The organism is Wenyingzhuangia sp. 2_MG-2023, from assembly GCF_030548295.1.
Taxonomy (GTDB): domain Bacteria; phylum Bacteroidota; class Bacteroidia; order Flavobacteriales; family Flavobacteriaceae; genus Wenyingzhuangia.
The window spans coordinates 35,223-58,643 of the sequence record NZ_JAUOSB010000016.1 but is presented as its reverse complement, the minus strand read 5'-3'; the positions used below and the strand labels follow the sequence as shown (position 1 = coordinate 58,643).

Annotated in this window: 23 protein-coding genes; 9 read left to right on the top strand and 14 right to left on the bottom strand. The window is 32.2% G+C overall.

The features are described 5' to 3' along the window. Positions 1–532 precede the first annotated feature (532 nt). The 5 genes from Q4548_RS13750 to Q4548_RS13730 form a co-directional block, all read right to left on the bottom strand. The gene (locus tag Q4548_RS13750; RefSeq protein ID WP_303455961.1) at positions 533–982 is read right to left on the bottom strand and encodes a hypothetical protein; all 450 of its coding nucleotides are present in this window, start codon (positions 980–982) and stop codon (positions 533–535) included. 266 nt (positions 983–1,248) lie between these two features. Then, the gene (locus Q4548_RS13745; protein ID WP_303455960.1) at positions 1,249–2,130 is read right to left on the bottom strand and encodes a carboxymuconolactone decarboxylase family protein; all 882 of its coding nucleotides are present in this window, start codon (positions 2,128–2,130) and stop codon (positions 1,249–1,251) included. Between the two features lie 61 nt (positions 2,131–2,191). Continuing rightward, a complete protein-coding gene (locus Q4548_RS13740) occupies positions 2,192–2,908 on the bottom strand; it encodes an AraC family transcriptional regulator (RefSeq protein ID WP_303455959.1) in 717 nt (238 codons plus the stop codon). A 227-nt stretch (positions 2,909–3,135) separates the two neighbouring features. Next, a complete protein-coding gene (locus Q4548_RS13735; RefSeq protein ID WP_303455958.1) occupies positions 3,136–3,624 on the bottom strand; it encodes a hypothetical protein in 489 nt (162 codons plus the stop codon). Positions 3,625–3,775: 151 nt separating this feature from the next. Next, a complete protein-coding gene (locus Q4548_RS13730) occupies positions 3,776–4,600 on the bottom strand; it encodes a hypothetical protein (RefSeq protein WP_303455957.1) in 825 nt (274 codons plus the stop codon). Positions 4,601–4,874: 274 nt separating this feature from the next. Between Q4548_RS13730 and Q4548_RS13725 the strand changes: the two genes are divergently transcribed. Further along, positions 4,875–6,740 (top strand): radical SAM protein, encoded by a 1,866-nt coding sequence (locus Q4548_RS13725; RefSeq protein ID WP_303455956.1) that lies wholly within the window; start codon positions 4,875–4,877, stop codon positions 6,738–6,740. Here the strand turns inward: Q4548_RS13725 and Q4548_RS13720 are convergent. From Q4548_RS13720 to Q4548_RS13705, 4 genes are read right to left on the bottom strand one after another with little or no spacing between them, the layout of a single operon-like run. Next, on the bottom strand, positions 6,737–7,507 hold the full coding sequence (locus Q4548_RS13720; RefSeq protein WP_303455954.1) for a patatin-like phospholipase family protein: 771 nt from the start codon (positions 7,505–7,507) through the stop codon (positions 6,737–6,739). The genes Q4548_RS13725 and Q4548_RS13720 overlap by 4 nt on opposite strands. Positions 7,508–7,527: 20 nt before the next feature. Next, positions 7,528–8,064, bottom strand: coding sequence for a 16S rRNA (guanine(966)-N(2))-methyltransferase RsmD (gene rsmD, locus Q4548_RS13715; protein WP_303455953.1), 537 nt, complete (start codon positions 8,062–8,064; stop codon positions 7,528–7,530). Next, positions 8,061–8,876, bottom strand: coding sequence for a DUF3822 family protein (locus tag Q4548_RS13710; protein ID WP_303455952.1), 816 nt, complete (start codon positions 8,874–8,876; stop codon positions 8,061–8,063). The genes rsmD and Q4548_RS13710 overlap by 4 nt, the downstream gene beginning before the upstream one ends. Next, a complete protein-coding gene (locus Q4548_RS13705) occupies positions 8,869–9,600 on the bottom strand; it encodes a hypothetical protein (protein WP_303455950.1) in 732 nt (243 codons plus the stop codon). The genes Q4548_RS13710 and Q4548_RS13705 overlap by 8 nt, the downstream gene beginning before the upstream one ends. 107 nt (positions 9,601–9,707) lie before the next feature. Here Q4548_RS13705 and Q4548_RS13700 point away from each other — a divergent pair, with 107 nt between their 5' ends. The 4 genes from Q4548_RS13700 to Q4548_RS13685 are packed head-to-tail and all read left to right on the top strand — an operon-like array spanning position 9,708 to position 13,408. After that, on the top strand, positions 9,708–11,138 hold the full coding sequence (locus Q4548_RS13700) for an ATP-dependent RecD-like DNA helicase (RefSeq protein ID WP_303455948.1): 1,431 nt from the start codon (positions 9,708–9,710) through the stop codon (positions 11,136–11,138). Between the two features lie 14 nt (positions 11,139–11,152). Next, positions 11,153–11,893 (top strand): 5-oxoprolinase subunit PxpA, encoded by a 741-nt coding sequence (pxpA, locus tag Q4548_RS13695; protein ID WP_303455946.1) that lies wholly within the window; start codon positions 11,153–11,155, stop codon positions 11,891–11,893. Beyond that, positions 11,883–12,560, top strand: a complete 678-nt coding sequence (gene pxpB / locus Q4548_RS13690; RefSeq protein WP_303455945.1) for a 5-oxoprolinase subunit PxpB — start codon at positions 11,883–11,885, stop codon at positions 12,558–12,560. The genes pxpA and pxpB overlap by 11 nt, the downstream gene beginning before the upstream one ends. Further along, entirely contained in the window at positions 12,551–13,408 is an 858-nt protein-coding gene (locus tag Q4548_RS13685; protein ID WP_303455944.1) for a biotin-dependent carboxyltransferase family protein, read from the top strand. Before pxpB ends, Q4548_RS13685 begins: the two co-directional genes overlap by 10 nt. A gap of 12 nt (positions 13,409–13,420) precedes the next feature. Here Q4548_RS13685 and Q4548_RS13680 read toward each other — a convergent pair whose 3' ends face one another. Beyond that, positions 13,421–13,636, bottom strand: coding sequence for a hypothetical protein (locus tag Q4548_RS13680; protein ID WP_303455943.1), 216 nt, complete (start codon positions 13,634–13,636; stop codon positions 13,421–13,423). 102 nt (positions 13,637–13,738) lie between these two features. Between Q4548_RS13680 and Q4548_RS13675 the strand changes: the two genes are divergently transcribed. Continuing rightward, positions 13,739–14,767, top strand: coding sequence for a YafY family protein (locus Q4548_RS13675; protein ID WP_303455942.1), 1,029 nt, complete (start codon positions 13,739–13,741; stop codon positions 14,765–14,767). Positions 14,768–14,782: 15 nt separating this feature from the next. Here the strand turns inward: Q4548_RS13675 and Q4548_RS13670 are convergent, their stop codons facing one another. From Q4548_RS13670 to Q4548_RS13660, 3 genes are all read right to left on the bottom strand, one after another. Further along, entirely contained in the window at positions 14,783–15,133 is a 351-nt protein-coding gene (locus Q4548_RS13670) for a hypothetical protein (protein WP_303455941.1), read from the bottom strand. A gap of 188 nt (positions 15,134–15,321) precedes the next feature. Next, positions 15,322–16,002 (bottom strand): LytTR family DNA-binding domain-containing protein, encoded by a 681-nt coding sequence (locus Q4548_RS13665; protein ID WP_303455940.1) that lies wholly within the window; start codon positions 16,000–16,002, stop codon positions 15,322–15,324. A gap of 7 nt (positions 16,003–16,009) precedes the next feature. Beyond that, on the bottom strand, positions 16,010–17,026 hold the full coding sequence (locus Q4548_RS13660; protein ID WP_303455939.1) for a sensor histidine kinase: 1,017 nt from the start codon (positions 17,024–17,026) through the stop codon (positions 16,010–16,012). A 201-nt stretch (positions 17,027–17,227) separates the two neighbouring features. Here Q4548_RS13660 and Q4548_RS13655 point away from each other — a divergent pair, with 201 nt between their 5' ends. Continuing rightward, positions 17,228–19,609, top strand: a complete 2,382-nt coding sequence (locus Q4548_RS13655) for a TonB-dependent receptor domain-containing protein (RefSeq protein WP_303455937.1) — start codon at positions 17,228–17,230, stop codon at positions 19,607–19,609. A 113-nt stretch (positions 19,610–19,722) separates the two neighbouring features. Further along, the gene (locus tag Q4548_RS13650) at positions 19,723–20,133 is read left to right on the top strand and encodes a DoxX family protein (protein WP_303455934.1); all 411 of its coding nucleotides are present in this window, start codon (positions 19,723–19,725) and stop codon (positions 20,131–20,133) included. Between the two features lie 83 nt (positions 20,134–20,216). Here Q4548_RS13650 and Q4548_RS13645 read toward each other — a convergent pair whose 3' ends face one another. Continuing rightward, positions 20,217–20,576, bottom strand: coding sequence for a hypothetical protein (locus tag Q4548_RS13645; protein WP_303455932.1), 360 nt, complete (start codon positions 20,574–20,576; stop codon positions 20,217–20,219). Between the two features lie 228 nt (positions 20,577–20,804). Here Q4548_RS13645 and Q4548_RS13640 point away from each other — a divergent pair, with 228 nt between their 5' ends. Beyond that, positions 20,805–23,360: a VPS10 domain-containing protein gene (locus tag Q4548_RS13640; protein WP_303455930.1), complete on the top strand. Its 2,556-nt coding sequence runs from the start codon at positions 20,805–20,807 to the stop codon at positions 23,358–23,360. Positions 23,361–23,421: the final 61 nt, after the last annotated feature.

Sequence of the window (23,421 nt, the reverse complement as noted above, 5' to 3'; positions counted from 1 at the left end):
GAGAAAATAGATTTAAAGAAAGGAAAAAGATTAGTATATGTTTATTTTTCATTTTTTTCGTAGTTACACACAACGGTCTTGGCTAAGAAATCGTAGCGAATTAAATAGCACTAATTAGTAAATAAAAATAAACAAATAAAAAAGAAATAACCATATAGTGAGCACAAACATAGCTATGTTTTTTAGCCGTTGTTAGCTACTTTTTTGGTGATTTAAAAAACAAATTTAATTAACAGTAATCAATCTTCCTATTTTTATTTTTTAGCGTTGGCTATTTGGTGACGATAGGAGGCAAGGTTACGTAACACAGAGAAAAGGTCGATGCGTTAACATCGACCAATGGTTTGGTTTTCATAATGACGTTTTAATTTTAACTACATTAAGAGTAGATAAATAGCTGTCGCTAATTCTACAAGAGAAATCTCTACTCTTAAACTCCACAATTCAATCTTCATTAAGTTGAAATTAAAAAATTAAACAAACCGAGAGGTCTTTTATAAAACATCGAGAGACCTCTCACATTTCTCGACATTTAAAAAATTAAGTGATATGTATATAATATTAAAGAAAATAGAGAAAGTATCATTGAAATATAAACAACTATTTCAAAAATTTTTAAAGAAGGTGATTTATTGTTTTGAAAGACTCGAATATTACTTAAGTCCTGAGATTCAACTAACTTTTTTAATTCCAACTTTCGATGTTCAAGCGAATGATTTATATGAGTGTGTTCAAAAAATAGAACAGCTAAAGAAAAAGAAACGGTCAGTGAAAGTAGAATTATTGATGCCAAAAAAAGATATTTGGAAGTTAGATTTGGAAAGTAAGAGGCTTTTAATGAGATTAATAGACCTATCAAAGTGATAGACAGTGTAGCTATAGTTTTAAAAAGAGCGAAAAACTTTTCATCACTTTTTCTTGAATCGGACTCATATTTATCAACCTTTTTTAAAACTTCCTCTAAAAACTTATCCCCATTCACAATATTTCAATTTTTAATTTCAAATATAACATAGCTACAATAAAAAGGGGCAGAAAAAATAAAAATAATTTTAAAATCTTTCAAAATGAATAAATCACCACCAAAATTGTTGCTAACGGTTTTGTATATGGCTCGTAGCGTGTAAAAAGGTACAGGTTTTTAGGTTAGGCACAAGCCAAATTTGAAAATTTGGCGATTTCGCAAATAAGCACTAACTTTGGTTAAGCAACTACTTATCTATGAGCTATATACGTTGTTGTAAGTAGTTATTTATCCGATGTTCTGTCGTTTACAACTTCTTTCAAAACATTCATTCCGTTTATTGCGGAAGGGAAACCCGAATAAACAGTCATAAGCAACATTATTTCTTTGATTTCAGTTTCGGTAAGTCCAATGTTAAATCCTGCATTTATATGAAATTTTAGTTGTGATTCTGCTGTTCCTAAAGCGGTTAATGCAGAAATTGTTGCGATTTGTCTGTATTTGTTGTCTAAATTGTCTCTTGAAAAAATGTCCGCATATCCATATTCAAGTACGAATTGAACCAATTCAGGCGAAAATTCGTTATAGGCGATTTTAAGTTTTTCGACTTGTGTGCTGTCCAATTTAGATAATTCCAATTCTCCAGTTTTAAGTCTGTCTGCAATTGGTGTATTTGAAAAATCTCCAACAGTGTCTTTAATTCCTTGCTTTGCTCTCTCGTTCAAAACTTCTTTTAATGAATTCATTGCGTTTATACAACTTGGAAAACCAGAGTAAACTGACATTTGAAGAATTACTTCTTTTAATTCATTTATAGTACTTCCTGTGTTTAAGGCTCCATTTATATGAACTTTCAATTGTGGTTGCGCGTTTCCCATTGCTGTAAGAGCAGATACAACTGCAATTTCCTTTGATTTTAGGTCAAGTCCTTCTCTTATATAAATATCTCCAAAAGCATATTCAATAATAAAAGTTCCTAATTCGGGCGAAATATCTTTCAGACTTTCAATTACTTTTTCTCCTGCTTCTCCGTCAATTTCTTTCAGTTTTTCCCAACCTTTTTTAAATCTTTCAGTTTTTATAGTGTCCATTTTAGTTTGTTTTTCAATTTGTCCAAATCCTTTAGTTGCAATAAATAGGATGGTTAAAAATATTATATGTTTCATTTTGTTTTAATACAAAATTAGACGAAATGGACAAGGTAATTATAGGACTTTTTACGAGTAATCAGGTACTTTTAAATTCGGAAGGCGAAAGATTAGTCTTTTGTTTAAAAATACGTGAAAAATAAGAACTGTCTTTAAACCCTAAACCAAATGCGATTTCCTTTATTGACAAATTTGTGAAATACAAAAGTCGTTTTGCCTCGGTTATCTTTTTCTCCAAAATAATGTTCTTCGGATTTTGTCCATAACTATCTTTGCAGATTTCATTAAGTTTATCCACTGTTAAATGAAGGTGGTCAGCATAGTCTTTTACGGTAAGGTTTTTTGAAATTGTGTCAGCAACCAATTTTGAGAATTCTAATATGGTTGTTGGTTTTGTCTTTTTGTTGAACTCTAAATCACTTGCCATTCTGGTTAAGTGAAGAAGTAAATAATTGATTCCGGAAATAATCGATTTCTCTCCCAAATTGTCATTCAGTTTCGATTCCTCTATTAAATTTTCAAATAATGGTTTTAGAAGTAGGATGTTTTTTTGTTTCAGGTCAAAAAATGCAATATTCATTAACTCTAAAGGTAATTCCTTTGTAAAATGTTTAGCGAAAACTAAAATGTAACCTTTAGATTCTTTTGAATATGACCAATTATGAACCTGTTTGGGATGCATAAAAAAAAGTCGGTTCGGTTTGATTTCATATTCCTCAAAGTCGATAACATTTATTCCTGAACTTTTGGTAAACCAAACAAGTGAATAAAAATCGTGTCTGTGTGGCCAATCCACATTTGGGTTCTCTGTATTTTCAAATGTTCCAACATAAAAAGGTTGTTCCTTTGGGTTAGAAGTTATTATTTCTGATATGGAATATTCGGTTAGCAGGATGTTCGTTTTAATTGCTTACAACGTTTCGTGTATGAGTAGTGGCGTGGGACGTCACGGACAATTGTAAACAGGTACTTGCCAGAGGAAAATCCGCAGGATTTTCCAAGTAGGTAAGGACAAGCCATTGCTTATACACATTGTTGTAGTGCGTTTTTTATATTCATTCTGTTTATTGAGAAAGTATTTGTTTCTTCATTTAAAAAGTCAATTATTAAAATTCCTTTCTGTGCAATTTTCATTTTATTATAATCACCGCTTAAATCTGGCAATTCTGTTTTAATAACAATCTCATAAATTAATTCCAAGAGTTTTTCAGTATGCGATTCGTGCAATTTCTTTATTCGTTTTACAAATTCAGAATTTTCCATTTGAGTGAAATCCGTTAGAGTTAAGTCAAATTCACTTTTCAAAGCTTCATTGGTTTCCTCAATTCCACTTTTTGCACTATTTAAATTTATTCCGCTAATTTTCTCGATTAAACTTGTCAGCAATAAGTTTATTCTTTGAATTTCTCGTTTTATAAAATCGTTTTCGACTTCCATTTTTCTACGTAAAGTTCGTTTTTCAAATGCACTACAACGGTTTTGGCTAGGCTTTGTGCGGGTGAAAATCGCCAAGATTTTCAGACACGGACTAAGCCGAAGCTTTTTGTTTGGTTTTGTTTCTTTGTTTTTAACTAAGCCAAATCAACAAGATTTGGCGACTTAGTAAATATACACAAAACTTTGAAGTTAGCACAAAACCCGCATGAAGTTTAGCCGGTGTTAGCTAAAGTATTTTACGAACTTTAATTAGTGATAAAATTATCCTTTTTATCCCTACATTAAATTGTATATCTCCTTTTAAAGCTTGTTTTTTACTTCCAATTAATTCAGTGTTAAGAATTTGTCCTTCACCAAATTTTGGATGAAAAATTCTATCTCCAATTTTTAATTTTAGGATTTCTTGTCTTGTTAAAATTTCACTAACATTATCTGGAATTTGTAATTGTGATTCTTCTACATTAGATGAAATTTTATTGTGTCTGTTAGAATTTTCAATATTAGAAATCTTTTTTTCAAGTACAGATAAAGTGTTTAAAATTAATTCACTTTCAGCAGAAATCTGTTTGTTTTTATCTAGTTTAGCAGGTGATAAGCTTAGTAATGTAGTTAATGAATTAATCTCAGTACCTTGGCTTTCATAAGTGTTTTGAATTAATTCAGAAAGTGATTCTATTTCACATTCAACGTTATCAATTCTGAGGTTTTCATCATACTCAAAATCTCTAAACCCTTGAATATCAAAAATTCTTTTAGTTGCTTTATCCTTGATTAAGGTAACAGGTTTATTAAAAGCTTGCCTAATTCCTAACTCATATAGTACATTAGGATTTTGTGAACTTAAATCACATATAGCCATATCTGATTTTATTATTCTTTTTATTATATCAATAGCTATATAATTTGTATTAATAATTTCATCCGCTCTAGTTGGTTTAAAACCAGCAATTTCGCATGCAGGTTTAATTAAATGGTTATAAACTCTATCAAAATGACCTTTGTCGTAATTTTCATTATTACTAATAGGCATTATTATAAAACATTCTTTCATAATATTTTAGCTAACTCGTTATATACTCACCAAAGGTAATGTTATCATGATGCGTTATTTGGATAACATTACTTATTAGGTGTTTTTATCAGTTCTAAAAATAGATAAAAAAACTGTCTTTTGCTAAGTATTAAAATTAAAAGTGCTAAATAAAAAGCTTAAAAATCATGGAATCAAAACTAAGTGAAAATTTTATTGACATACAGAAGGCTTTCGCATTAAAGTTATATAATTAGGTAGAGAATAAACTATCTTTGCATATTATCAATCGCCTATGTCTGTTCGTGTTTTATTAATTACCCCTCCTTTTACACAGTTAAATACTGCATATCCTGCTACTGCATATATCAAAGGTTTTTTAGATTCTAATGATTTAAAAGTGAGTCAGTTAGATTTGAGTATTGAACTTTTTACGGCTGTTTTTACTACGGAATTTATAGATGCTATTTTTAAACAAGCAGAAATGCTTGAGAATTATGAGTTTCCTTTGGTGTGGAAACAAAAGGAAGATTACATTGCTAAAGTAGAAATGGTGATGAATTATTTAAGACAGCAAGAGGTAACGGCTGCATATCAAATCAATCATAAAGATTTTTTACCTCACGGTCATAGACGAGTTAAATTGGAAAAAGATTTGAGTGCTGAGTTTGGAAAACTAGGTGTTTTAGACAAAGCCAAACATATTGCTACCTTGTTTGTAGAAGAGCTGGGAGATTTTATTCATGCCAATGTAGATGAGTTTTTTTCCTTTACACGTTATGCGGAAAGTATTGCCAGAGCTGCTTCAAGTTTTGATACAATTTATGAGTTTTTACAGTACGAAACTACATTGATAGAAGATGAAATGTTGTATTTGTTAGATCAAGAATTACAAAACAAGAAGTACGATTTGATTTGTTTTACGGTACCATTTCCTGGAAATTTGTTTTCAGCTTTGCGATGTGCTCAATTTATCAAACAAGAATATCCACAAGTCCAAATAGCCATGGGTGGAGGATATTGCAATACTGAATTAAGACGTTTGTCTGATCCTAGAATTTTTGAATACGTAGATTTTATTTCTTTAGATGATGGTGAAGCTCCGTTGTTGAGAATTACAGAGTACATTGCAGGAAAAATAAATGCCAAAAATTTAGAAAGGACTTATATAGTACAAAGTGGAAAAGTTGTGTATGCAAACAAACTTCCAAACACTATTTTTCATCATAAAAACTTGCCCGCTCCAAGTTATGTAGGATTGCCGCATGATAAGTATTTGTCGTTTCTAGATGTGATGAATCCTATGCATAGAATGTGGTCTGATGGTAAGTGGAACAAACTAACCATATCTCACGGATGTTATTGGAAACAATGTTCTTTTTGTGATGTTACCTTAGATTATATTGGGAATTATGAGAACACAACAGCCGATGATTTGGTCAATAAAATAGTAAAAATAATTTCAGAAACTGGAGTGACTGGTTTTCATTTTGTTGATGAAGCTGCTCCTCCAAAAATGTTAAGAGCCTTGGCTAATAAACTTTTAGAAAGAAAAGTATACATTACTTGGTGGACCAACATTCGTTTTGAAAAAACATTTACAGTAGAATTGTGTGCCTTGTTATCCAAATCAGGTTGTATTGCTGTTACAGGTGGTTTAGAAGTGGCATCTGATAGATTGTTGGCTAAAATGAAAAAAGGGGTGGATATTGGACAAGTAGCCAGAGTAACCAAAGCTTTTTCTAACGAAGACATTATGGTGCATGCGTATTTAATGTACGGTTTTCCCACAGAAACAGCTCAAGAAACTATTGATTCCTTAGAGGTGGTTCGTCAGTTGTTCCAAAGTAACTGTATTCAATCTGCATTTTGGCATCAGTTTGCGTGTACAGCTCATAGTCCTGTAGGAAAAAATCCTGAGGAGTTTGAAATAAATATTATTGGTCCAGAGTTTAAAGGTTTTGCAGAGAATGATTTGTACCATGAAGATCCCAAAGGAGCAAAGCATCATTTGTATGGAGATGGATTGAATGTTGCATTAAACAATTATCTAAATCATAAGGGATTTGACATTCCACTACACAACTATTTTGATTTTAAAGTACCTAAAACAGTACATCCAAAAAACATGATAGCATCTTTTTTGGCAGGTAAAAATTAAGATAGGTAAGGGGCAAAACTTTTTAAAGTTTCTAAGTAACCTTTGTGAATCAAACGTTCTGTTTGTGAGGTGTGAATTCTGTCAAAAGAAGACAAGTCGGGGGTAATCAACACATCCGCTCTTTGGGTTTGAGCTTTTGCAGCGGCTTCTAGCGTAAAATGAAAACTATTCTGAAGAACTTCAATCATGTTTTGAGGTTTTCCGTATAAATGTTTTGCGTTTAAATCTACAGCTACAATATTGGTAGCGTTCATTGCTTCAAGTGCAGAAATGGGAACGTTTTCAGAAACAGCCCCATCCACCAACATAAGATCGTTTATAATGATTGGATTAAAAATTCCAGGAATACAAGAACTTGCCATTACAGCCTTTGATACACTTCCTTTTTGTATGATAACTTTTTCACCAGTAGAAATATCGGTGGCAAGTATCGCTAGTGGAATTCGGGCATCTTCAATGTTTACTTTTCCGATGTTTTGTTCCATAAATTCGGCTATTTTGGTGTTGCTAAGCAATCCGTATTTAGAAATTGATAAAGCAGTAATGTCTCGCCAACTAATTTCTAAGGCAATGTCTTTTACACGATCACAATTGTTGTCAAAAGCATACAAGCCAGCTACCATAGCACCAATACTCGTACCTGCAATCCACTGTATATCCAAACCAATTTCTTCAATAGCCTTTAAAACACCAACATGTGCTGCTCCTAAAACAGCTCCACCGCCTAAAGCCAAACCAATTTTGTCACCTTTTTTTAGTGTTTTCATGTTTCTAGTATAGGAATAGGTTAATGCTCAAAAAAACTAAACATGCAACCTCCGTAACGTTTGGATTGTGTGAAATTTGGAAGATTGCTCAAATCTGTTTGTTGCGAATGTTCTACTATTAAAGTTCCATTCTCGCTCAAAAGATTGTTTTCAAAAACCAAGGCGGGAATTTTACCAAATTGTTCGTCGGAAAAATCATAAGGAGGGTCTGCAAAAATCACATCGTAACTTCCTTGATGCTTACCTAAAAAAGAAAAAACATCTGCTTTGATGGTCTGAATGTCAAAATCCAATTCCTTAGCTGTTTGATTGATGTAATAAATACAACCACTGTGTTGTTCTACAGCTATAATATTTGTGGCACCTCTAGAAGCAAATTCATAACTAATGTTTCCGGTACCAGAAAACAAATCCAAAACACGAACTTCGTGAAAATGATACCAATTGTTGATAATGTTAAACAAACTTTCTTTAGCCATGTCAGTCGTAGGACGAACGGGCAAATTTTTAGGTGCGGTTAGTCTTCTTGACTTGTATTTTCCAGAAACGATTCTCATAGGTGTAGTTGTAATAAATTGTAATTCTCTTGCGGTAAACAAAGAATTTTGCTGCTTAGGTTCGTGTTTAGCTTGTTAAAGATACTTACATATCTCACATATTTATACAATAGCTGATAGGTTTCATCACTTTCTTTAATATTTCCAAACAGATGTATTTCAAACTCATTGGTGTTCATTTTTAATTGTTCTGCAACAAATAAAATATAGTACACAAAATCTTCTTTGGTTTCAAAACTAAAATGATTGAGTAATTGCAATTCATTATTTTCTAACACCAAAACTTGAAAATCTTCTTGGTATACGTTTACAAACATTGTTTTGGCACCAACAGAGTAGTTTTTTAAAATATTCTGTAAAAAAACAGTAGAAGAGTGTAGGTATGTAAATTCACCAAACGAATCAAAAATATAATTATTGATATTTACATAGGGAATATAGACATTGTTTACTTCTATTTTGTCAAGTTCATCATAACTTATAAAGTCGTTGTCAAACGTTTTTACGGTGTTTTTTAAATAGTCTTTTAGCAAACTTTCATCAAACAAAGGTCTAGGAACAGGTGTAAAAAGATCATTATGATGGATCAAAATAATCTCATCATAGGTTTGGTGCAACAGTTCTTGATTTTCAAAGATGGATTTTACCTTTTCCAAATAAAGTGCAGGGTTGGCAATTTTTTCTGCATATAAATGGTTTGTAAAATCTTGGTATTGCTGTAATGCTGTATTATAAGTACAAAAAGAAAATCCATCCGAACTAAGTTGGATGGATAATCTTTTGGGATTGTATGTAAGGTTTTCTCTATTCATTTTCAGCCATTGCATCATACAATGGAGGCCAGTTTCCACTAACACTCACTTCATCCAAAGAACCAATAGCAATGTATCCTCCAGGAATATCATCTCCTCCTAAAGCTTCTTTCTCTTGTTTGATCAAAGATTTACTCATTCCTTCTAAGACTTCAGCTTTGTCAATTTTAACTTCAAAAACAGAAGCTAAGAGTTTGTTAGCTCTTAAAATAGCAGAAGTTTCAATTTTAAATTGCTTATCAGTACCAGGAATGTTAAGCATATCTTTATAGTTACGTCCTTTAAAAACCTTGTCTTTAACCATTTCATAACCAATCGTATCGGTTACTTTCTTTTCTACTTCTACCATTAAAGGAGACCAAGTAGTACCTCTGTTTTCTTTAACAATTTCGATATGTGTACTTGTAATAGGGAATTTAGCCGAGTCTATAAACTTAACCAAACCTTCACCATCACTAGTAAATTTACCTAAAATAGTATTGTGTGCATCTTGTGCATCGGCAATTAATTTCAATTGCTTAATTACTTTTGTATAACGTACTTTTTTCTCTTCGTTAAATTTAATTGGTTCCATGATACCATTGTAAATTAAATAAGAAAAATAACCTGCTGCGACTAAAAGCACTAACGAAATAATTGGAGTTAATTTGATAGGTAAAAATTTGACAATAAGTATAGCTATCGCAACTGTTACCACTACACCTAAAAGGATAAATAAAATCATTGTTTTTGGATTAATTTTATAATGAACGAAGACAAATCTACAATTTTTTTTTATTCATAAAAATTTTTAAGACATTTTCAATCTTTATATTTGTGTAAACTTTTTACATGATAAAATCTGCTTCCGAATTTTACAAAAAATTACATCAAAAATTTCCATTTGAACCTACCCAAGTTCAAGAAGAATTATTAAGACAATTATCGGAGTTTTCTTTTGATACAGATGACGATGCTATCTTTATTTTAAAGGGATATGCGGGAACGGGAAAAACAACTTCCATGAGTACTTTTGTAAATCATTTGTGGGAAGTGGGCAAAAAAGCTGTGCTGTTGGCTCCTACAGGTAGGGCTGCAAAAGTAATTTCCAATTACTCAAAGAAAAAAGCATACACCATTCACAAAAAAATATACCATCCTAAAAAACAATCTAACGGAAACGTAGCTTTTGTAAAACAACCCAACAAACACATCAATACATTTTTTATTGTAGATGAATCTTCTATGATTGCAGACGGTTCTGGTGATGTTACTCTGTTTGATAAAAATTCTTTGTTAGATGATTTGATGGAATATGTGTACAATGGTTTGAATTGCAAACTGATTTTTATTGGAGATACTGCACAGTTACCCCCAGTAAAATCAGAATTGAGTCCTGCTTTGTCTGTAGATACTTTGGCCATTAATTATCAAAAAAATCCTTATTTGTTAGAATTGGATCAAGTAATGCGTCAACATGAAGGATCAGGAATCTTATCCAATGCAACAGAGTTGAGAGCACAATTGGAGCGTGATGGTTTTTATGATTTTCAGTTTGATGTCAACTTTCCAGATATTGTTCGTTTGCAAGATGGTTACGATATAGAAGAAGCCATTACAAACGCTTATGATAGAGCAGGGATAGAAGATACAGCCTTTATAGTTCGTTCTAACAAAAGAGCCAACCAATACAATCAACAAATAAGAACTAAGATTGGAGGACAAGAAAATGAAATTTCTGCAGGAGATTACGTAATGATTGTTAAGAACAACTACTTTTGGTTGAAAGATACCACAGAGGCAGATTTTATTGCGAATGGAGATATTGCCGAAGTTCAAGAAATTTACAACATTAAAGAGTTGTATGGCTTTAGATTTGCCGAAGTTCGATTGAGATTGATTGATTATGTAGATTTAAAGCCAATAGACACGGTATTGTTATTGGATACTGTAACTTCGGAAAGTCCATCGTTGACATATGAAGAGTCAAATAGATTGTACCAAGAAGTGTTGCAAGATTATGCAGATGAGAAATCTAAATACAAACAAATGTTGTCTGTAAAAAACAATCATTATTTCAATGCTTTGCAAATTAAATTTGCTTACGCTATGACGTGTCACAAATCTCAAGGGGGACAATGGAATACCATTTTTATAGAACAGCCATACATGCCAGAAGGGTTGAATAAAGATAGTATGCGTTGGTTGTATACTGCTATTACCAGAGCCAAAGAAAAGGTGTATTTGATTGGTTTTGGAAACGAATATTTTAACGAAAATTAAGCACAAAATAAACAATGAAAATAGACATAAATGCCGATTTAGGAGAAGGTTTTTTGTTTGATGAAGATATTTTAGAAAAAGTATCTTCTTGCAATATTGCTTGTGGTGGGCATACGGGAACAGAAAATTCTATGAGAGCTACCATTCGTTTGGCAAAAAAGTATGGAGTTACTATTGGAGCACATCCGTCGTACCCAAATCCTGAGTATTTTGGAAGAAAGGAAATGGAAATTTCACCAGAATTATTACGAAAATCTATCCGAGATCAAATTTTATTGTTGATTAAGATTGCTAGAGAAGAAGGAGCTGTGGTACGTTATGTAAAACCACATGGAGCTTTGTATAACAAGGCTGCTGTAGATGTAAACACAGCAAACATGTTGGTAGATATTGTAAAACAAATAGAGCCAAGTGTAGGTTTAATGGGATTGGCAGGTTCTGTTTTAGAGCCGATTGCTAAAAAAAATTACCTTATGTTTTTAAAAGAAAGTTTTGCAGATAGAAGGTATCATCAAGATGGAACGTTGGTGTCTAGAAATCACCCTTTGGCTGTTATTCATGATAAGGAAGTTGTTTGGAAACAGATTCAAGGAATTTTATTAAAAAATGAAATACTAAGCATAGAAGAACAACCGTTATCAATAAAAGTAGATAGTATTTGTTTTCATGGAGATACTCCTAAAGCTTTGGAGTTGCTTTCTTATGTGCACGAACAACTCAGCAACCAAAAAATAACTATTCAAAATGCAATATGAAGTACTTACTTACGGAGAATCTGCTTTTCTAATAAAGTTTGAGAATGAAATTTCGGTGGAAATTCATCTGCAAGTAAAGTCGTTGTATTTACAGTTAAAGAACATCCATTTAGTGGGAGTCATTTCTTTAATTCCCGCTTACAATTCACTAACTGTTATTTTTGATGATCAATTGATTGATGGCACATTTCTAAAACTTTTTCTAGAAAAAACAAAATTCAAAAAAGAGGGAGTAGAAATGGCTGAAAAAACAATTGAAATACCTGTTTGTTATGAAAAACCGTATGCGTTAGATTTACAAGAGGTTTCTGAAAAATTAAACCTAACTCCTTCAGAAATTATAGCCTTGCACACTTCCAAAACATATTTGGTATACATGTTGGGTTTTGCCCCTGGATTTATGTATTTAGGAGGTTTAGACACTCGTTTGTTTATTCCAAGAAAAGACACACCTCGGTTAAAAGTAGCTGCGGGTTCTGTGGGGTTGGCAGACCAACAAACAGGAGTTTACCCTTTGGAAACACCAGGAGGTTGGCAAATTATAGGAAAAACACCAATTCCATTGTTTTCTAAAAAAAAATCAGCATTGGTAAGTATGGGAGATAGGGTTAAATTTGTTTCCATTACAGCAGAAGAATATCTAAAAATGGAATGCACATGGCAATAGAAATCATTTCTTCGGGTTTAGCAACTACTTTGCAAGATGGCGGTAGGTTTGGGTATCAAGATCAAGGGATTCCTGTAAGTGGATTTATGGATGGAGATGCAGCTCATATAGCCAATTTGTTGTTAAACAATCCGCCAAATGCAGTGATGATTGAAATGACCATGGTTGGCATCAAATTTAAGGCAATCCAAGAGCTTGTGATTGCTATTACAGGAGCAGATATGCAACCCAAGTTGAATGGTGAAGCGTTGACGATGTACAAAGCTTTGACTATTCCCAAAGATGCAGTGGTGTCTTTTTCTGGGGCTAAAAATGGAGTATATTCTTATATTGCTGTTTTAGGAGGTTTTAATATTCAGGATGAATTTGGAAGCAAATCAACTTACACACCTGCCAAATTAGGTGGTTTTTACGGACGTAAATTAGAAAAAGGTGATGTGTTGCCTGTACCAAACAAGAAAATCACACAAAAACTAGCTAGAGTAAAGGCTATTGATTACAAACAAAACGCTCAGTTGTATTGCCTTAAAGGTCCTGAATGGGATTGGTTTTCTGAAGAGAGTAAAACAGCTTTTTTAGAAACCACTTTTAAAATTCATCAGCACAGCAATCGTATCGGAATTCGTTTGGAAGGAACACTCTTAAAAATGCCCAAGAGAGATGAGATTATTTCTTCTGGAATTGTAAAAGGTACCGTACAAATTACCAAAGGAGGTCAACCCATAGTGATGATGGCTGACGCTCCTACTACAGGAGGTTATTTGCGAATTGTAAATTTAACTCAGCACGCTTGCCATACTTTGGCACAAATTCCTCCAGGAGGAACCGTACAATTTGTATTAAAATAACCTAAAAAAAAATTAAGACATAGTTGCAGAAAAAGCAGGTGTCTGAAAACGGGAATGAATATTTAATAAATACAATTCCTCTTTTACTTCTAGTTTTTGGTTGGCACCAATCCACTCTTGCATCGCTTTATCAAATTCTTTTTCGGACAAATCAGAATTGTTAATTATGGCATCAAAAATTTGATTCAATCTTTTTCTTTGTTGGTGTAAAGTCAATGTATGTTGCATATTATTTTTTGTTTTTAAATTTGATACAAATATGTGATGATTGTGTGTTGTGTTTCTGCACAATTGATTATTTTTGATTTTTCTACTAAAAAAATCAACAAAATGGCAACCAATAAAAATGCAATCATTCGTTACCAAGCTTTAGACAAATGCTTTAGAAATACAGGGAAACGATATTGTATGAAAGATTTGATAGAAGTATGTAACCAAGCATTGTATGATTTTAATGGTGAAAGTGACGGAATTAAGCGCAGACAGGTGTATGATGATATCAGTTTTATGAAAAGTGATCAAGGTTACGGGGTAGAACTAGAAATTAGCAAAGTAGGTAGAATTGCGTATTATCGTTATGCTGATCCTACATTTTCTATTAACAATCAACCGATAAATGAAACCGAAGCCATGCAATTGAAAGAGGCTTTGTTAACGTTAAATCGTATCAAAGGAATGCCACAGTTTGGTTGGGTAGAGGAGTTGACACTGAAATTGGAAAAAGATTTTGACATGCACCAAACTCCTAGAGAAATTTTAGGTTTTGACAACAATCCTTATCTCAAAGGGTTGGAGCATTTGAATACGTTGTTCAATGCTGTTTTGTATCAAAAAGTGTTGCACATAGGGTATCAAACATTTAGAAAACAGGAAGTAGAAATTTTTTCAATGCACCCACAATATTTAAAACAATATAACAACCGTTGGTTTGTTTTGGGAACACATTCTAAATACCAGCCTGTTACTACTTTGGCAATTGATCGTATTGTGTCTATTGAAGAAGTAAATGAGGTTTATGAAGTAGCAGATATTGATTTTATAGAACGTTATGAAGATATTATTGGCGTTACCCGAGGTTTGGATGAAGAAGTAATAACTGTTACGCTACATGCAAATAAAGGTTTGGCTGCATATATGTTGACTCAGCCAATGCATGGAAGTCAAAAAAATGGAGAATTGAAAAAAGATGGGTTGACTTTCACTTTGGATGTTATTCCAAATTATGAATTGGAACAGCAAATATTATCCTTTGGAGAAGCATTAAAAGTACTTTCTCCACCAAATTTTGTAGCAAAAATAAGAAGTAGAATTCAAGCTAGCTTAGACAATTATGAAACCATATCCCTAATTAAGCACTAGGGATATGGTAAGTTATTATTTCTTGCTTTTCATCCAAGCAGCTTTTAAAGCATTATTTTGCTCATCAGACAAAAGAGCTTTTACTTTTGAGTTTTTTTCTTTAAGCTGAGGCTTTAAGGCAGTCCATAGTTCTTTTTTATCTTTAATCTCTTTGGCCTTTTCCTCTTTTACTAAAATAAATTCTCTGTAGATTTCAGAAACTTTAGTTGATTGTTCTTCGTTTAAGGTTAAACTTTCATTTGTTTGAGCCAGTTGTTTGTTGGTTTTTGCAACTTCATGTTTTACTTGATTGTCAATCCATTTTTGTGAGAATACACTTGTAGAAATCACAAGAGCGAATCCTAACAACATTTTTTTTAAATTCATTTTTAATATGTTTTTTAGTTAACAAAATCAAAATTAACAGAGAAGCATAAAAATTGTTGTCCTCAGTGTACATAAAATGTGTGTGACCGTGAATTATAAAAGATTCTTTTATAAGTATCAAAATTCATTTTTTGTCATAACGCTTTTATGATTTAGAAAATAAAACAGTAAAATGTGATGTTTATAAATTAAGACAACCACTTAAAAAAATCATCTTTATAAGCTCTACCAATAGGAATAATAGTAGCTGTTCCAAGATAAATCTGGTTACTGCTCACTTTTTCAATTTTAGAAGTATTGATCAAGTACGATTTGTGAACCCTAACAAAAGCACTGTTTTTTAAGGTTTGTTCCCAATAACGCAAAGGTTCTGTAGATAGTATTTTTTTGTTCTCTAATACAAACTCGGTATAATCAGTATCAGATTTTATGTGTAGAATATCAGTTATTTTTATTTTAATGTGTTCGTAACCTGATTTTATAAATAATTCAGCAGGTGTTTGAGCTACATTTTCGGAAGTATTAGTTTGTTTTACTTTTTGTACGGCTTGCACAAAGCGCTGAAAAGAAAAGGGTTTTAATAAGTAATCAACCACATTTAAATCGTAACCTTCTAAAGCATACTCAGAAAAAGCGGTGGTGAAAATTATTTGAGGTGGATTTTTAAGTGTTTTTAAAAAATCTATTCCAGACAACTTGGGCAAGTGAATGTCTAAAAAAATGACATCAATATCTTGCGTTGTTAAAAACTGAATAGCTTCTAAAGCATCTGTAAAAGCTGCTTGTAGGGTAAGAGTACCCATGTCTTGAATGTATTTTTTGAGAATACGTTGTGCTGGCAATTGATCTTCAATAACAATACAGTTCATAAGCGTATTAGGTTAACATCATTTTTAAATGTACTTGAAATATATGATTTTTAGAGTTTATTTGTAGAGAATGTGCATTTGGATATAACATTTCTAATCGTTTTTTTACGTTCTCTAAACCTATTCCTTTAGACAAATTTTGAGTGTTGGATTGCGACAAATAATTGTTGTTACATATAAATTCTAAAGTTCCATTTTCAGAAACTTTCAAATCAATGTCAATTTTTATGTTTTTTGTTTGACTAGAAGCACTGTGCTTAAAAGCATTTTCTACAAAAACCATAAAAATAAGAGGAGCAATGTTAAAGTGAGTTGCATTTATTGTCTGTGTGTAAGTTGCTTTTCCTCTTCCTTCAATTTGCAATTCGTTTAGCCTGATAAAATTTTCTAACTGTTCTATTTCTTTAGGCAAAGCTACATATTGTGCTTTGCATTCGTACAACATATAACGCAACATAGCAGAAAGTTCTAATATGAAATCAGGAGTTTGTGGAGACTCTTCTATTGCCAATGCATATAAATTATTCAGGTTGTTGAATAAAAAGTGGGGATTTATTTGTGTTTTTAAAAACTGTAATTCGCTTTCTTTGGCTAACAATTCTAGTTGATTTGCTCTTTTGCGTTCTGTAATGGCATCCCAAGCAAATTTAGCACCTAGTAAAATTAAAATGGTTGGCAATACATCTAACAAGTCATAAATTTGAGCCGCCAAATTACGGCCTCTTGTTGTAGGGAAATAAATACGTTCTAGAATTCCCTCTTCTATAAAAACCACCACGCTTAAAACCACGGCTGAGTAAATGGTAAAATGCCAATATTTGTTTTGATAAAAAAAGTTAGGCAATAAGAAAAAACCAATCACAAATGCTCCTAAGGATTGATTGGTGAAAAAAATAAACTCTTGAAAAGTTATATTTCTATCATGTCTTCCATAGGAATACAAAATAAAAACCAACGAACCCAACGTTATTTGAAAGAAGAATTCTTTTGTTTTTTGAATGTAGTCGGTCTTTGTATTCATCATAATAACAAATCTATAAAAATAACAGTTTTATGAAGTTAAAAATCTACAAACATCAAAATAGATGGGGCAAACGACAAAAACTAATACCGTATGTATAAGATTGTCGTTTGTATGATTAATTCCGTTGTTGATAGATTATATTTTTCAAATTGACTATTTCTTGTTTTTTTTGCTTTTAAATTAAGCAACAAAAAAATAAAAATGAAAGATATCATCGCTAAGATAAGTGTCGTTTTTTTACTAATTGCAGGAATAGAAACTGTACATGCACAACAAAAAAACTCGCACATAATTATAGGAGAAATAAAGGATGCTATTGCCCAAGCTGAAATTCCATATGCAACTGTTGTGGTGATAGACAAAAACTCAAAACAAGTTGTTTCTGGAACGACTACTAATGACAATGGTACATTTAGTTTAAAAACCAATGCTACAGATTTTGATGTAGAAATTCGTTTTATGGGTTATAAAACGAAGTCTTTTAGGGATTTAGATATTGTTAAAAGCCGTATCAATTTAGGAACTGTTTTTTTAGAAGAAGATAGTCAGTCTTTGGAAACAGTAGAGTTAAGAGCAGAAGTTTCTAAAACGGTATTTAAGTTAGATAGAAAAGTTTTTAACGTAGGAAAAGACATTGCGAGTACAGGGGTTAGTGCATTAGAAGTGTTGAACAATGTACCTTCTGTAAATGTAAATATAGAAGGGGAAGTAAGCTTAAGAGGTAGTTCTGGAGTACAAATTTTAATAGATGGAAAACCTTCTGTTTTAGCAGAATCTGGGAGCAATGCTTTAGGAACGATTACGGCTGATATGATAGAAAGTGTAGAAGTTATTACTAATCCATCTGCCAAATATGATGCAGAAGGTACTGCGGGAGTTTTAAACATTATTCTTAAAAAAGAGGAAAAAAGAGGTTTGAATGGTTCTGTTTCTTTGAACACAGGAAGTCCAGACAATCATAGTGTTGGAGTAAGTTTGAATCGTAGAACTGAAAAATTCAACTTGTTTACACAGTTAGGAGGAGGATACCGATCTATGCCTAGAGAAAATGAAAATATCAATACTAGTAAAGTAACCAATAAAACAGTAGAAAGTACAGGAAAGGAATATAGAAATGAAACGTTTTTCAATTTTATTTTAGGAACAGATTATCATATTGATGACTACAATGTGTTAACGCTTTCTGGTAATTTTTCTTATGAGTTAGAAGATCAACCCTCAAGAACAGATTACAGTTCTTTTGAAAACGATGTGTTGGATAGTGAATGGTATAGAACCGAAAAAACAGAAGCAACCAATCCTAAATGGCAATACGAATTGAATTATAAAAAAGAGTTTAAAAACAATAAAGAACATACTTTGTTGTTCAGTGCCTTAGGACGTTTTTTTGGAAAAGATTTGTCTTCGGAATTTACAAATACAGATACTTTTGGAACGAGTTCACAAGAAAATCAGCAAACAGAAACAGATTTTAAACAAGCAGATTATACGTTTAAATTAGATTATACCAATCCACTAACAGAACATGTTACTATAGAAACAGGAGCTCAGTATTTGATCAACGATGTAGGAAATGATTATGAGGTAAGAAATGACAATGGTTCAGAATTTGTTGCGGATCCTAATTTGACGAATAATTTTGAATACAACCAAAAAGTATTAGGTATTTACGGAACAGGTGCTTATGAAGGTGAACAATGGGGAGTAAAGTTAGGATTGAGAGTTGAAAATACAGGTTTGGCTACGTTGTTAACCAATACCAACCAATCTAACAATCAAAAATACACCAACTGGTTTCCGAGTATGCACACGTCTTATAAATTAACAGACGATGTTTCAGTACAAGCAGGTTATTCTAAGCGTATTTACAGACCTCGTTTGTGGGATTTGAATCCATTTTTTACCATTAGTGACAACTATAATATTAGAGCCGGAAATCCTAATTTATTGCCAGAATTTACCGATTCTTATGAGCTGACCGCAATTTATAGTATTGGAAAAGCCAACTTAAACACTTCAGTTTACCATCGTTTTACTACAGATGTAATGGAGCGTATTGCACTTTTTGATGATAATGTAACTACCACAACTCCTTTTAATGTAGGAAGTAGAAGAACTACAGGGATAGAAGTAAACGGAAAATACAGTCCTTTAAAATGGTTAACGTTTAATGGTGATTTTAATTGGAATTATTTCAATAGAAAAGGGGTGTATGATACTCAAGTTTTTGATTTTGATGGAGACAATTGGAGTTCTCGTTTGTCATCAAAAATAGGATTGCCTGCCGATGTTGATGTAGAAATTACGGGGAATTACCGTTCTCCTTATCAAACTGTACAAAGTGAAGTTTCAGGTTATGCATTTGCTGATTTTGGAGTTCGTAAGAAAATACTTAATGGAAAAGCAGTGGTTAATATTGCTGTAAGAGATGTCTTTGCTTCTAGAATTAGTGAAAGTGTTATAGATAACGATACCACTTATCAATATAGTTTTGGGCAGAGAGGACGTTTCTTTACATTAGGTTTTAGTTATGGCTTTGGTAAAGGAGAAGCCATGACCTATTCTGGAGGAAGAAGAAGATAATTTTGTAATAAAAAGAATAACTATATCAAACTCTGTTTAAAAATAAAAGAAGAATTATTTTTAAAATAACTTTAAATTTAAACCAAAATACAAATCATAATAAAATAGGTACAATGAAAAAGATAATTTTAAGTAACAAAGCTTTGGGTGTTAATTTTGCACTTTTGATATTTCGTGTCTCTTTAGGTATATCCATGTTTTGGGGTCATGGTTTAGGAAAATGGAACAAATTATTTTCAGGAGGAGAGATTAAATTTTTTGATCCTATAGGACTTGGAAGCACAGCTGCTTTAGGTTTGGCTGTTTTTGCAGAAGTAATTTGTTCGATATTATTAATCTTAGGATTGTTGACTCGTTTGGCATTAATTCCATTAATAGTGACCATGTCTGTAGCGCTATTTTTAGTACATATTTCAGACAGTTTTGGAACTCAAGAAAAGTCAATATTGTATTTAACAGGTTATGTAGTATTGTTTATTACGGGTTCTGGTAGATACTCTTTAGATGGATTGTTAAAAAGATAATAGCTACCCTTAATTATATGAAAATAAGCCGTCTAAAACTAAATTAGACGGCTTATTGTGTTTAAAACCAAGAATTATCTTAATTATTTTTTCTGTAAACTAGCATTAAAAGCTTGTTTTTGAGACATAGATAAAAGTCCTCTAATTTTTTCGTTAGCAACTTTTTGTTGTGGAAAAGTAGCTTTCCAAAACGCTTCTTTGTTAAAAGTCCCTTCTTTCTTCATTTGTGCATTTACTTTAGATTTTTCCAACATTAAGTCTTTATAAATAACTTGAATTTTAGTGGATTGATCTTCTGTTAATTTTAAGTCATCATTAGCCTTTACCAAAGTTGTGTTTAATTTATCTGTTAATTTTAAACCTTGATCTTCTGCCCATTTTTGAGAAAATACACTTGTAGAAATAAGTAGCGTGAATGCGATTATGATTTTTTTAATATTCATGTTTTGTTTTTTTGAATTGTACAATCAAATATATGTTCTTTTGAGAATACCTCAATATTGATGTCAATATGTGATTGTTCAAAGTCAAAAACAGTAATATAGTGTTGATTTGTATTTGGGAAAAAATTAAACCCCACCAATTAAGCGATAGGAATCTCTTAATAAACCATTTGTTTTCTTTGCAGAAAAACTTACTAGTTAGTTTTGGAGCTATTAAACCAATATAAAATGAAAAAAGTAATAGTTGCACTTTTGGTAATGGCACAGGCTACTTCCTTTGCACAAAACTCATCGTATTTTAAAAAATTACAAACAGAAAAAGTTAGTAGTGACGAGCGTCTAAAATGGACACTTATCGGACCTGGGAATTCTGGGTATAGTGAAGATTTGTTTATTCATCCTACCGATGCAAATGTGATGTTCTTAAACTATGACATGGGGAATGCTTATAGAACAGAAAACAAAAGCAAGTCTTGGGTAACTTTAAATGATTTTGATGGTAAAGGAAGTGATATTCGTCCAAACTGGATTGCATTTTCCGAACAAGATGAAGATTACGGTATTATGCTAGAAAAAAGTGCCGTTCAATTAACTACCGATAAAGGTATTACTTGGTCTGAAGTTCCAAATTTTCCAGGAAAGAAAAAGTTTTCAGTAGCTACCATAGATCCTAATGATAAAAAAACATGGTATGTAGGTGGTGGACAGTATTGGAAGGTGAAAAATGTACATCGCAGCTTAAAAGATCCTTACGGAACTAAAGTAAATTATACAGAATACGGATATGTTTTAAAAACGACTAATGGAGGTAAATCTTGGGAGGTAATTATGGATAATATTTCTAAAGACTTAGATGTGGGGAGAATTATTGTAGATCCTAGAAATTCTAAAAATCTATATGTATTGTCTAATGTAGGTTTGTACAAATCAACTAACGGAGGTGAATCTTGGAAAGAAATTAAAAACGGACTTCCATATAATGATGTAAGAGACTTAACATCGTACTACAATAAAAAATCAGGAGAATTCTTTTTGTACAGTGTATTACAAACCCATTACCAGGTTGATGGAAAAACAACTGTTGCCAATGGTGGGGTTTACATCAGTAAAGATGGTGGTGAGCATTGGACAAATATGTCAGGGAATTTAAGTGATAATTACAATCTTAAAGTTCTAACGCACAAATCTATCAATTGGTTGTATTTTAGAGCAATTGATTATTGGTTTGGAAAAAATTCTGGACAAATTAAAAAAATAGCTCCAGACTTTCCAGAAAAAACATTACCGGTATTTAATAGAATTTCTGTAAATCCTAAAAATCCAAATGAAGTATATATTTCTAACAATTTAAAACATGATTTTAGTTTTGGACCTGGAGAGTTGATGAGAACCTTAGATGGCGGAAAAACATGGACAGTAGCTTTAAGAGCAGGTAAATATTGGGGAGAAGAAACTGACAAAGCATTCTGGAAGTCTATGGAGAATTCTTTAGGAATCAACACAAAATTAGCACATTTGAATAGTGTAAATCATGAAGATGGAACCATAGGAGTTCGTTTGATGCATGCCAATGCTGATGGTGAAATGATTATTTGTTATGAACAACAACATTTAATATCTAAAGATCACGGAGATACTTGGACACAAATAGATGATGACGAAACTAGCCCAGGCAGTGGAAATTGGGTAGGACGTGGTGACAGTAATTTACCAGGTTTTGGGTTGAATTTAGATACTCAAGAAAAAGGTCAATATTTGTTTTATACAGAAGAACACGGAATCTGGAAAAGTACTCTAGATGGAGATAAGGTTTACAAAGGTGCTACAGCATTGAAACAAATAGAAGGACAATCTGTAGACCATAACACAAATTCGGTAAGTATTACTGCTTTAACAGTAGATCCTAACGATTCTAAAACCTACTATACGTTAACCAACAGGCAACGCAACGCAGGAACATTTAGAAAATCTACAGATGGAGGTAAAACTTGGAAAACCTTATCGAAGCCTATTAAAAACATGAAACCAAACAACTTATTGTATTTGTTTAGTATTGTGGTAGACAAAAATGCTCCAGATAATATTCTATTTTGTGTTCCTTCACAAACAGAAAGAGGTTGGCATCCATCTATGTGGGTAAAAAATAATAGAAAGTATCCAGACTTTGAGGCTCATGGAATTTATCAAAGTAAAGACGGGGGTAAAACTTGGGTAAACAATAATAACGGATTGCCTAACAAACCCAATGTAACTAAAATGGCTTACGATGAAAATTATAAAAATTTGTACGCAGCGTTAGCAACTTCAATCAATAATACTCCAGGTGGTTTGTACAAAAGTAGTAATAATGGAGATTCTTGGGAGCAAATGAAATTACCAAAAGGAGCTTCTAGTGTTAAGTATGTAGAGTTTGATAAAAAAGGAACTGTATACATTGCCACAGGTGATGGAAACACCAAACCAGGAGACGGTGGTGTGTTTAAAAGTAAGAACAAAGGAAAAACTTGGGAGAAAATTTTTGACATGCCAAACACCAATAGAGTAATTGTTTCTGATTTAGATACAGATTATATTGGAGTTGTGGTAGCACCTAACAAAAAAATAAAATACCTGAATGCTGGAATTTATATTTCTAGAGATGGTGGTAAAACTTGGAATAAATGTAATTATGGTTTAGGACAAGCAGATAAAATTGAAGCTTTTGATTTTGATCCTTTTGATAAAAATGTATATTGGTCAACAAGTCACGGAAGTGGTTTTGCCAAAGGAGTGTTTAAAGAGTAACTGTACTTCTAATCAATAAAAAAGCGATGTGGTTAAAAACACATCGCTTTTTTTATAAAAT

Coding starts and splice junctions, on each gene's coding strand:
- Q4548_RS13745 (WP_303455960.1), bottom strand. CDS start 2,130: ATGAAACATATAATATTTTTAACCATCCTATTTATTGCAACTAAAGGA.
- Q4548_RS13730 (WP_303455957.1), bottom strand. CDS start 4,600: ATGAAAGAATGTTTTATAATAATGCCTATTAGTAATAATGAAAATTAC.
- Q4548_RS13725 (WP_303455956.1), top strand. CDS start 4,875: ATGTCTGTTCGTGTTTTATTAATTACCCCTCCTTTTACACAGTTAAAT.
- Q4548_RS13720 (WP_303455954.1), bottom strand. CDS start 7,507: ATGAAAACACTAAAAAAAGGTGACAAAATTGGTTTGGCTTTAGGCGGT.
- rsmD (WP_303455953.1), bottom strand. CDS start 8,064: ATGAGAATCGTTTCTGGAAAATACAAGTCAAGAAGACTAACCGCACCT.
- Q4548_RS13710 (WP_303455952.1), bottom strand. CDS start 8,876: ATGAATAGAGAAAACCTTACATACAATCCCAAAAGATTATCCATCCAA.
- Q4548_RS13705 (WP_303455950.1), bottom strand. CDS start 9,600: ATGATTTTATTTATCCTTTTAGGTGTAGTGGTAACAGTTGCGATAGCT.
- Q4548_RS13700 (WP_303455948.1), top strand. CDS start 9,708: ATGATAAAATCTGCTTCCGAATTTTACAAAAAATTACATCAAAAATTT.
- pxpA (WP_303455946.1), top strand. CDS start 11,153: ATGAAAATAGACATAAATGCCGATTTAGGAGAAGGTTTTTTGTTTGAT.
- pxpB (WP_303455945.1), top strand. CDS start 11,883: ATGCAATATGAAGTACTTACTTACGGAGAATCTGCTTTTCTAATAAAG.
- Q4548_RS13685 (WP_303455944.1), top strand. CDS start 12,551: ATGGCAATAGAAATCATTTCTTCGGGTTTAGCAACTACTTTGCAAGAT.
- Q4548_RS13680 (WP_303455943.1), bottom strand. CDS start 13,636: ATGCAACATACATTGACTTTACACCAACAAAGAAAAAGATTGAATCAA.
- Q4548_RS13675 (WP_303455942.1), top strand. CDS start 13,739: ATGGCAACCAATAAAAATGCAATCATTCGTTACCAAGCTTTAGACAAA.
- Q4548_RS13670 (WP_303455941.1), bottom strand. CDS start 15,133: ATGAATTTAAAAAAAATGTTGTTAGGATTCGCTCTTGTGATTTCTACA.
- Q4548_RS13665 (WP_303455940.1), bottom strand. CDS start 16,002: ATGAACTGTATTGTTATTGAAGATCAATTGCCAGCACAACGTATTCTC.
- Q4548_RS13660 (WP_303455939.1), bottom strand. CDS start 17,026: ATGATGAATACAAAGACCGACTACATTCAAAAAACAAAAGAATTCTTC.
- Q4548_RS13655 (WP_303455937.1), top strand. CDS start 17,228: ATGAAAGATATCATCGCTAAGATAAGTGTCGTTTTTTTACTAATTGCA.
- Q4548_RS13650 (WP_303455934.1), top strand. CDS start 19,723: ATGAAAAAGATAATTTTAAGTAACAAAGCTTTGGGTGTTAATTTTGCA.
- Q4548_RS13645 (WP_303455932.1), bottom strand. CDS start 20,576: ATGAATATTAAAAAAATCATAATCGCATTCACGCTACTTATTTCTACA.
- Q4548_RS13640 (WP_303455930.1), top strand. CDS start 20,805: ATGAAAAAAGTAATAGTTGCACTTTTGGTAATGGCACAGGCTACTTCC.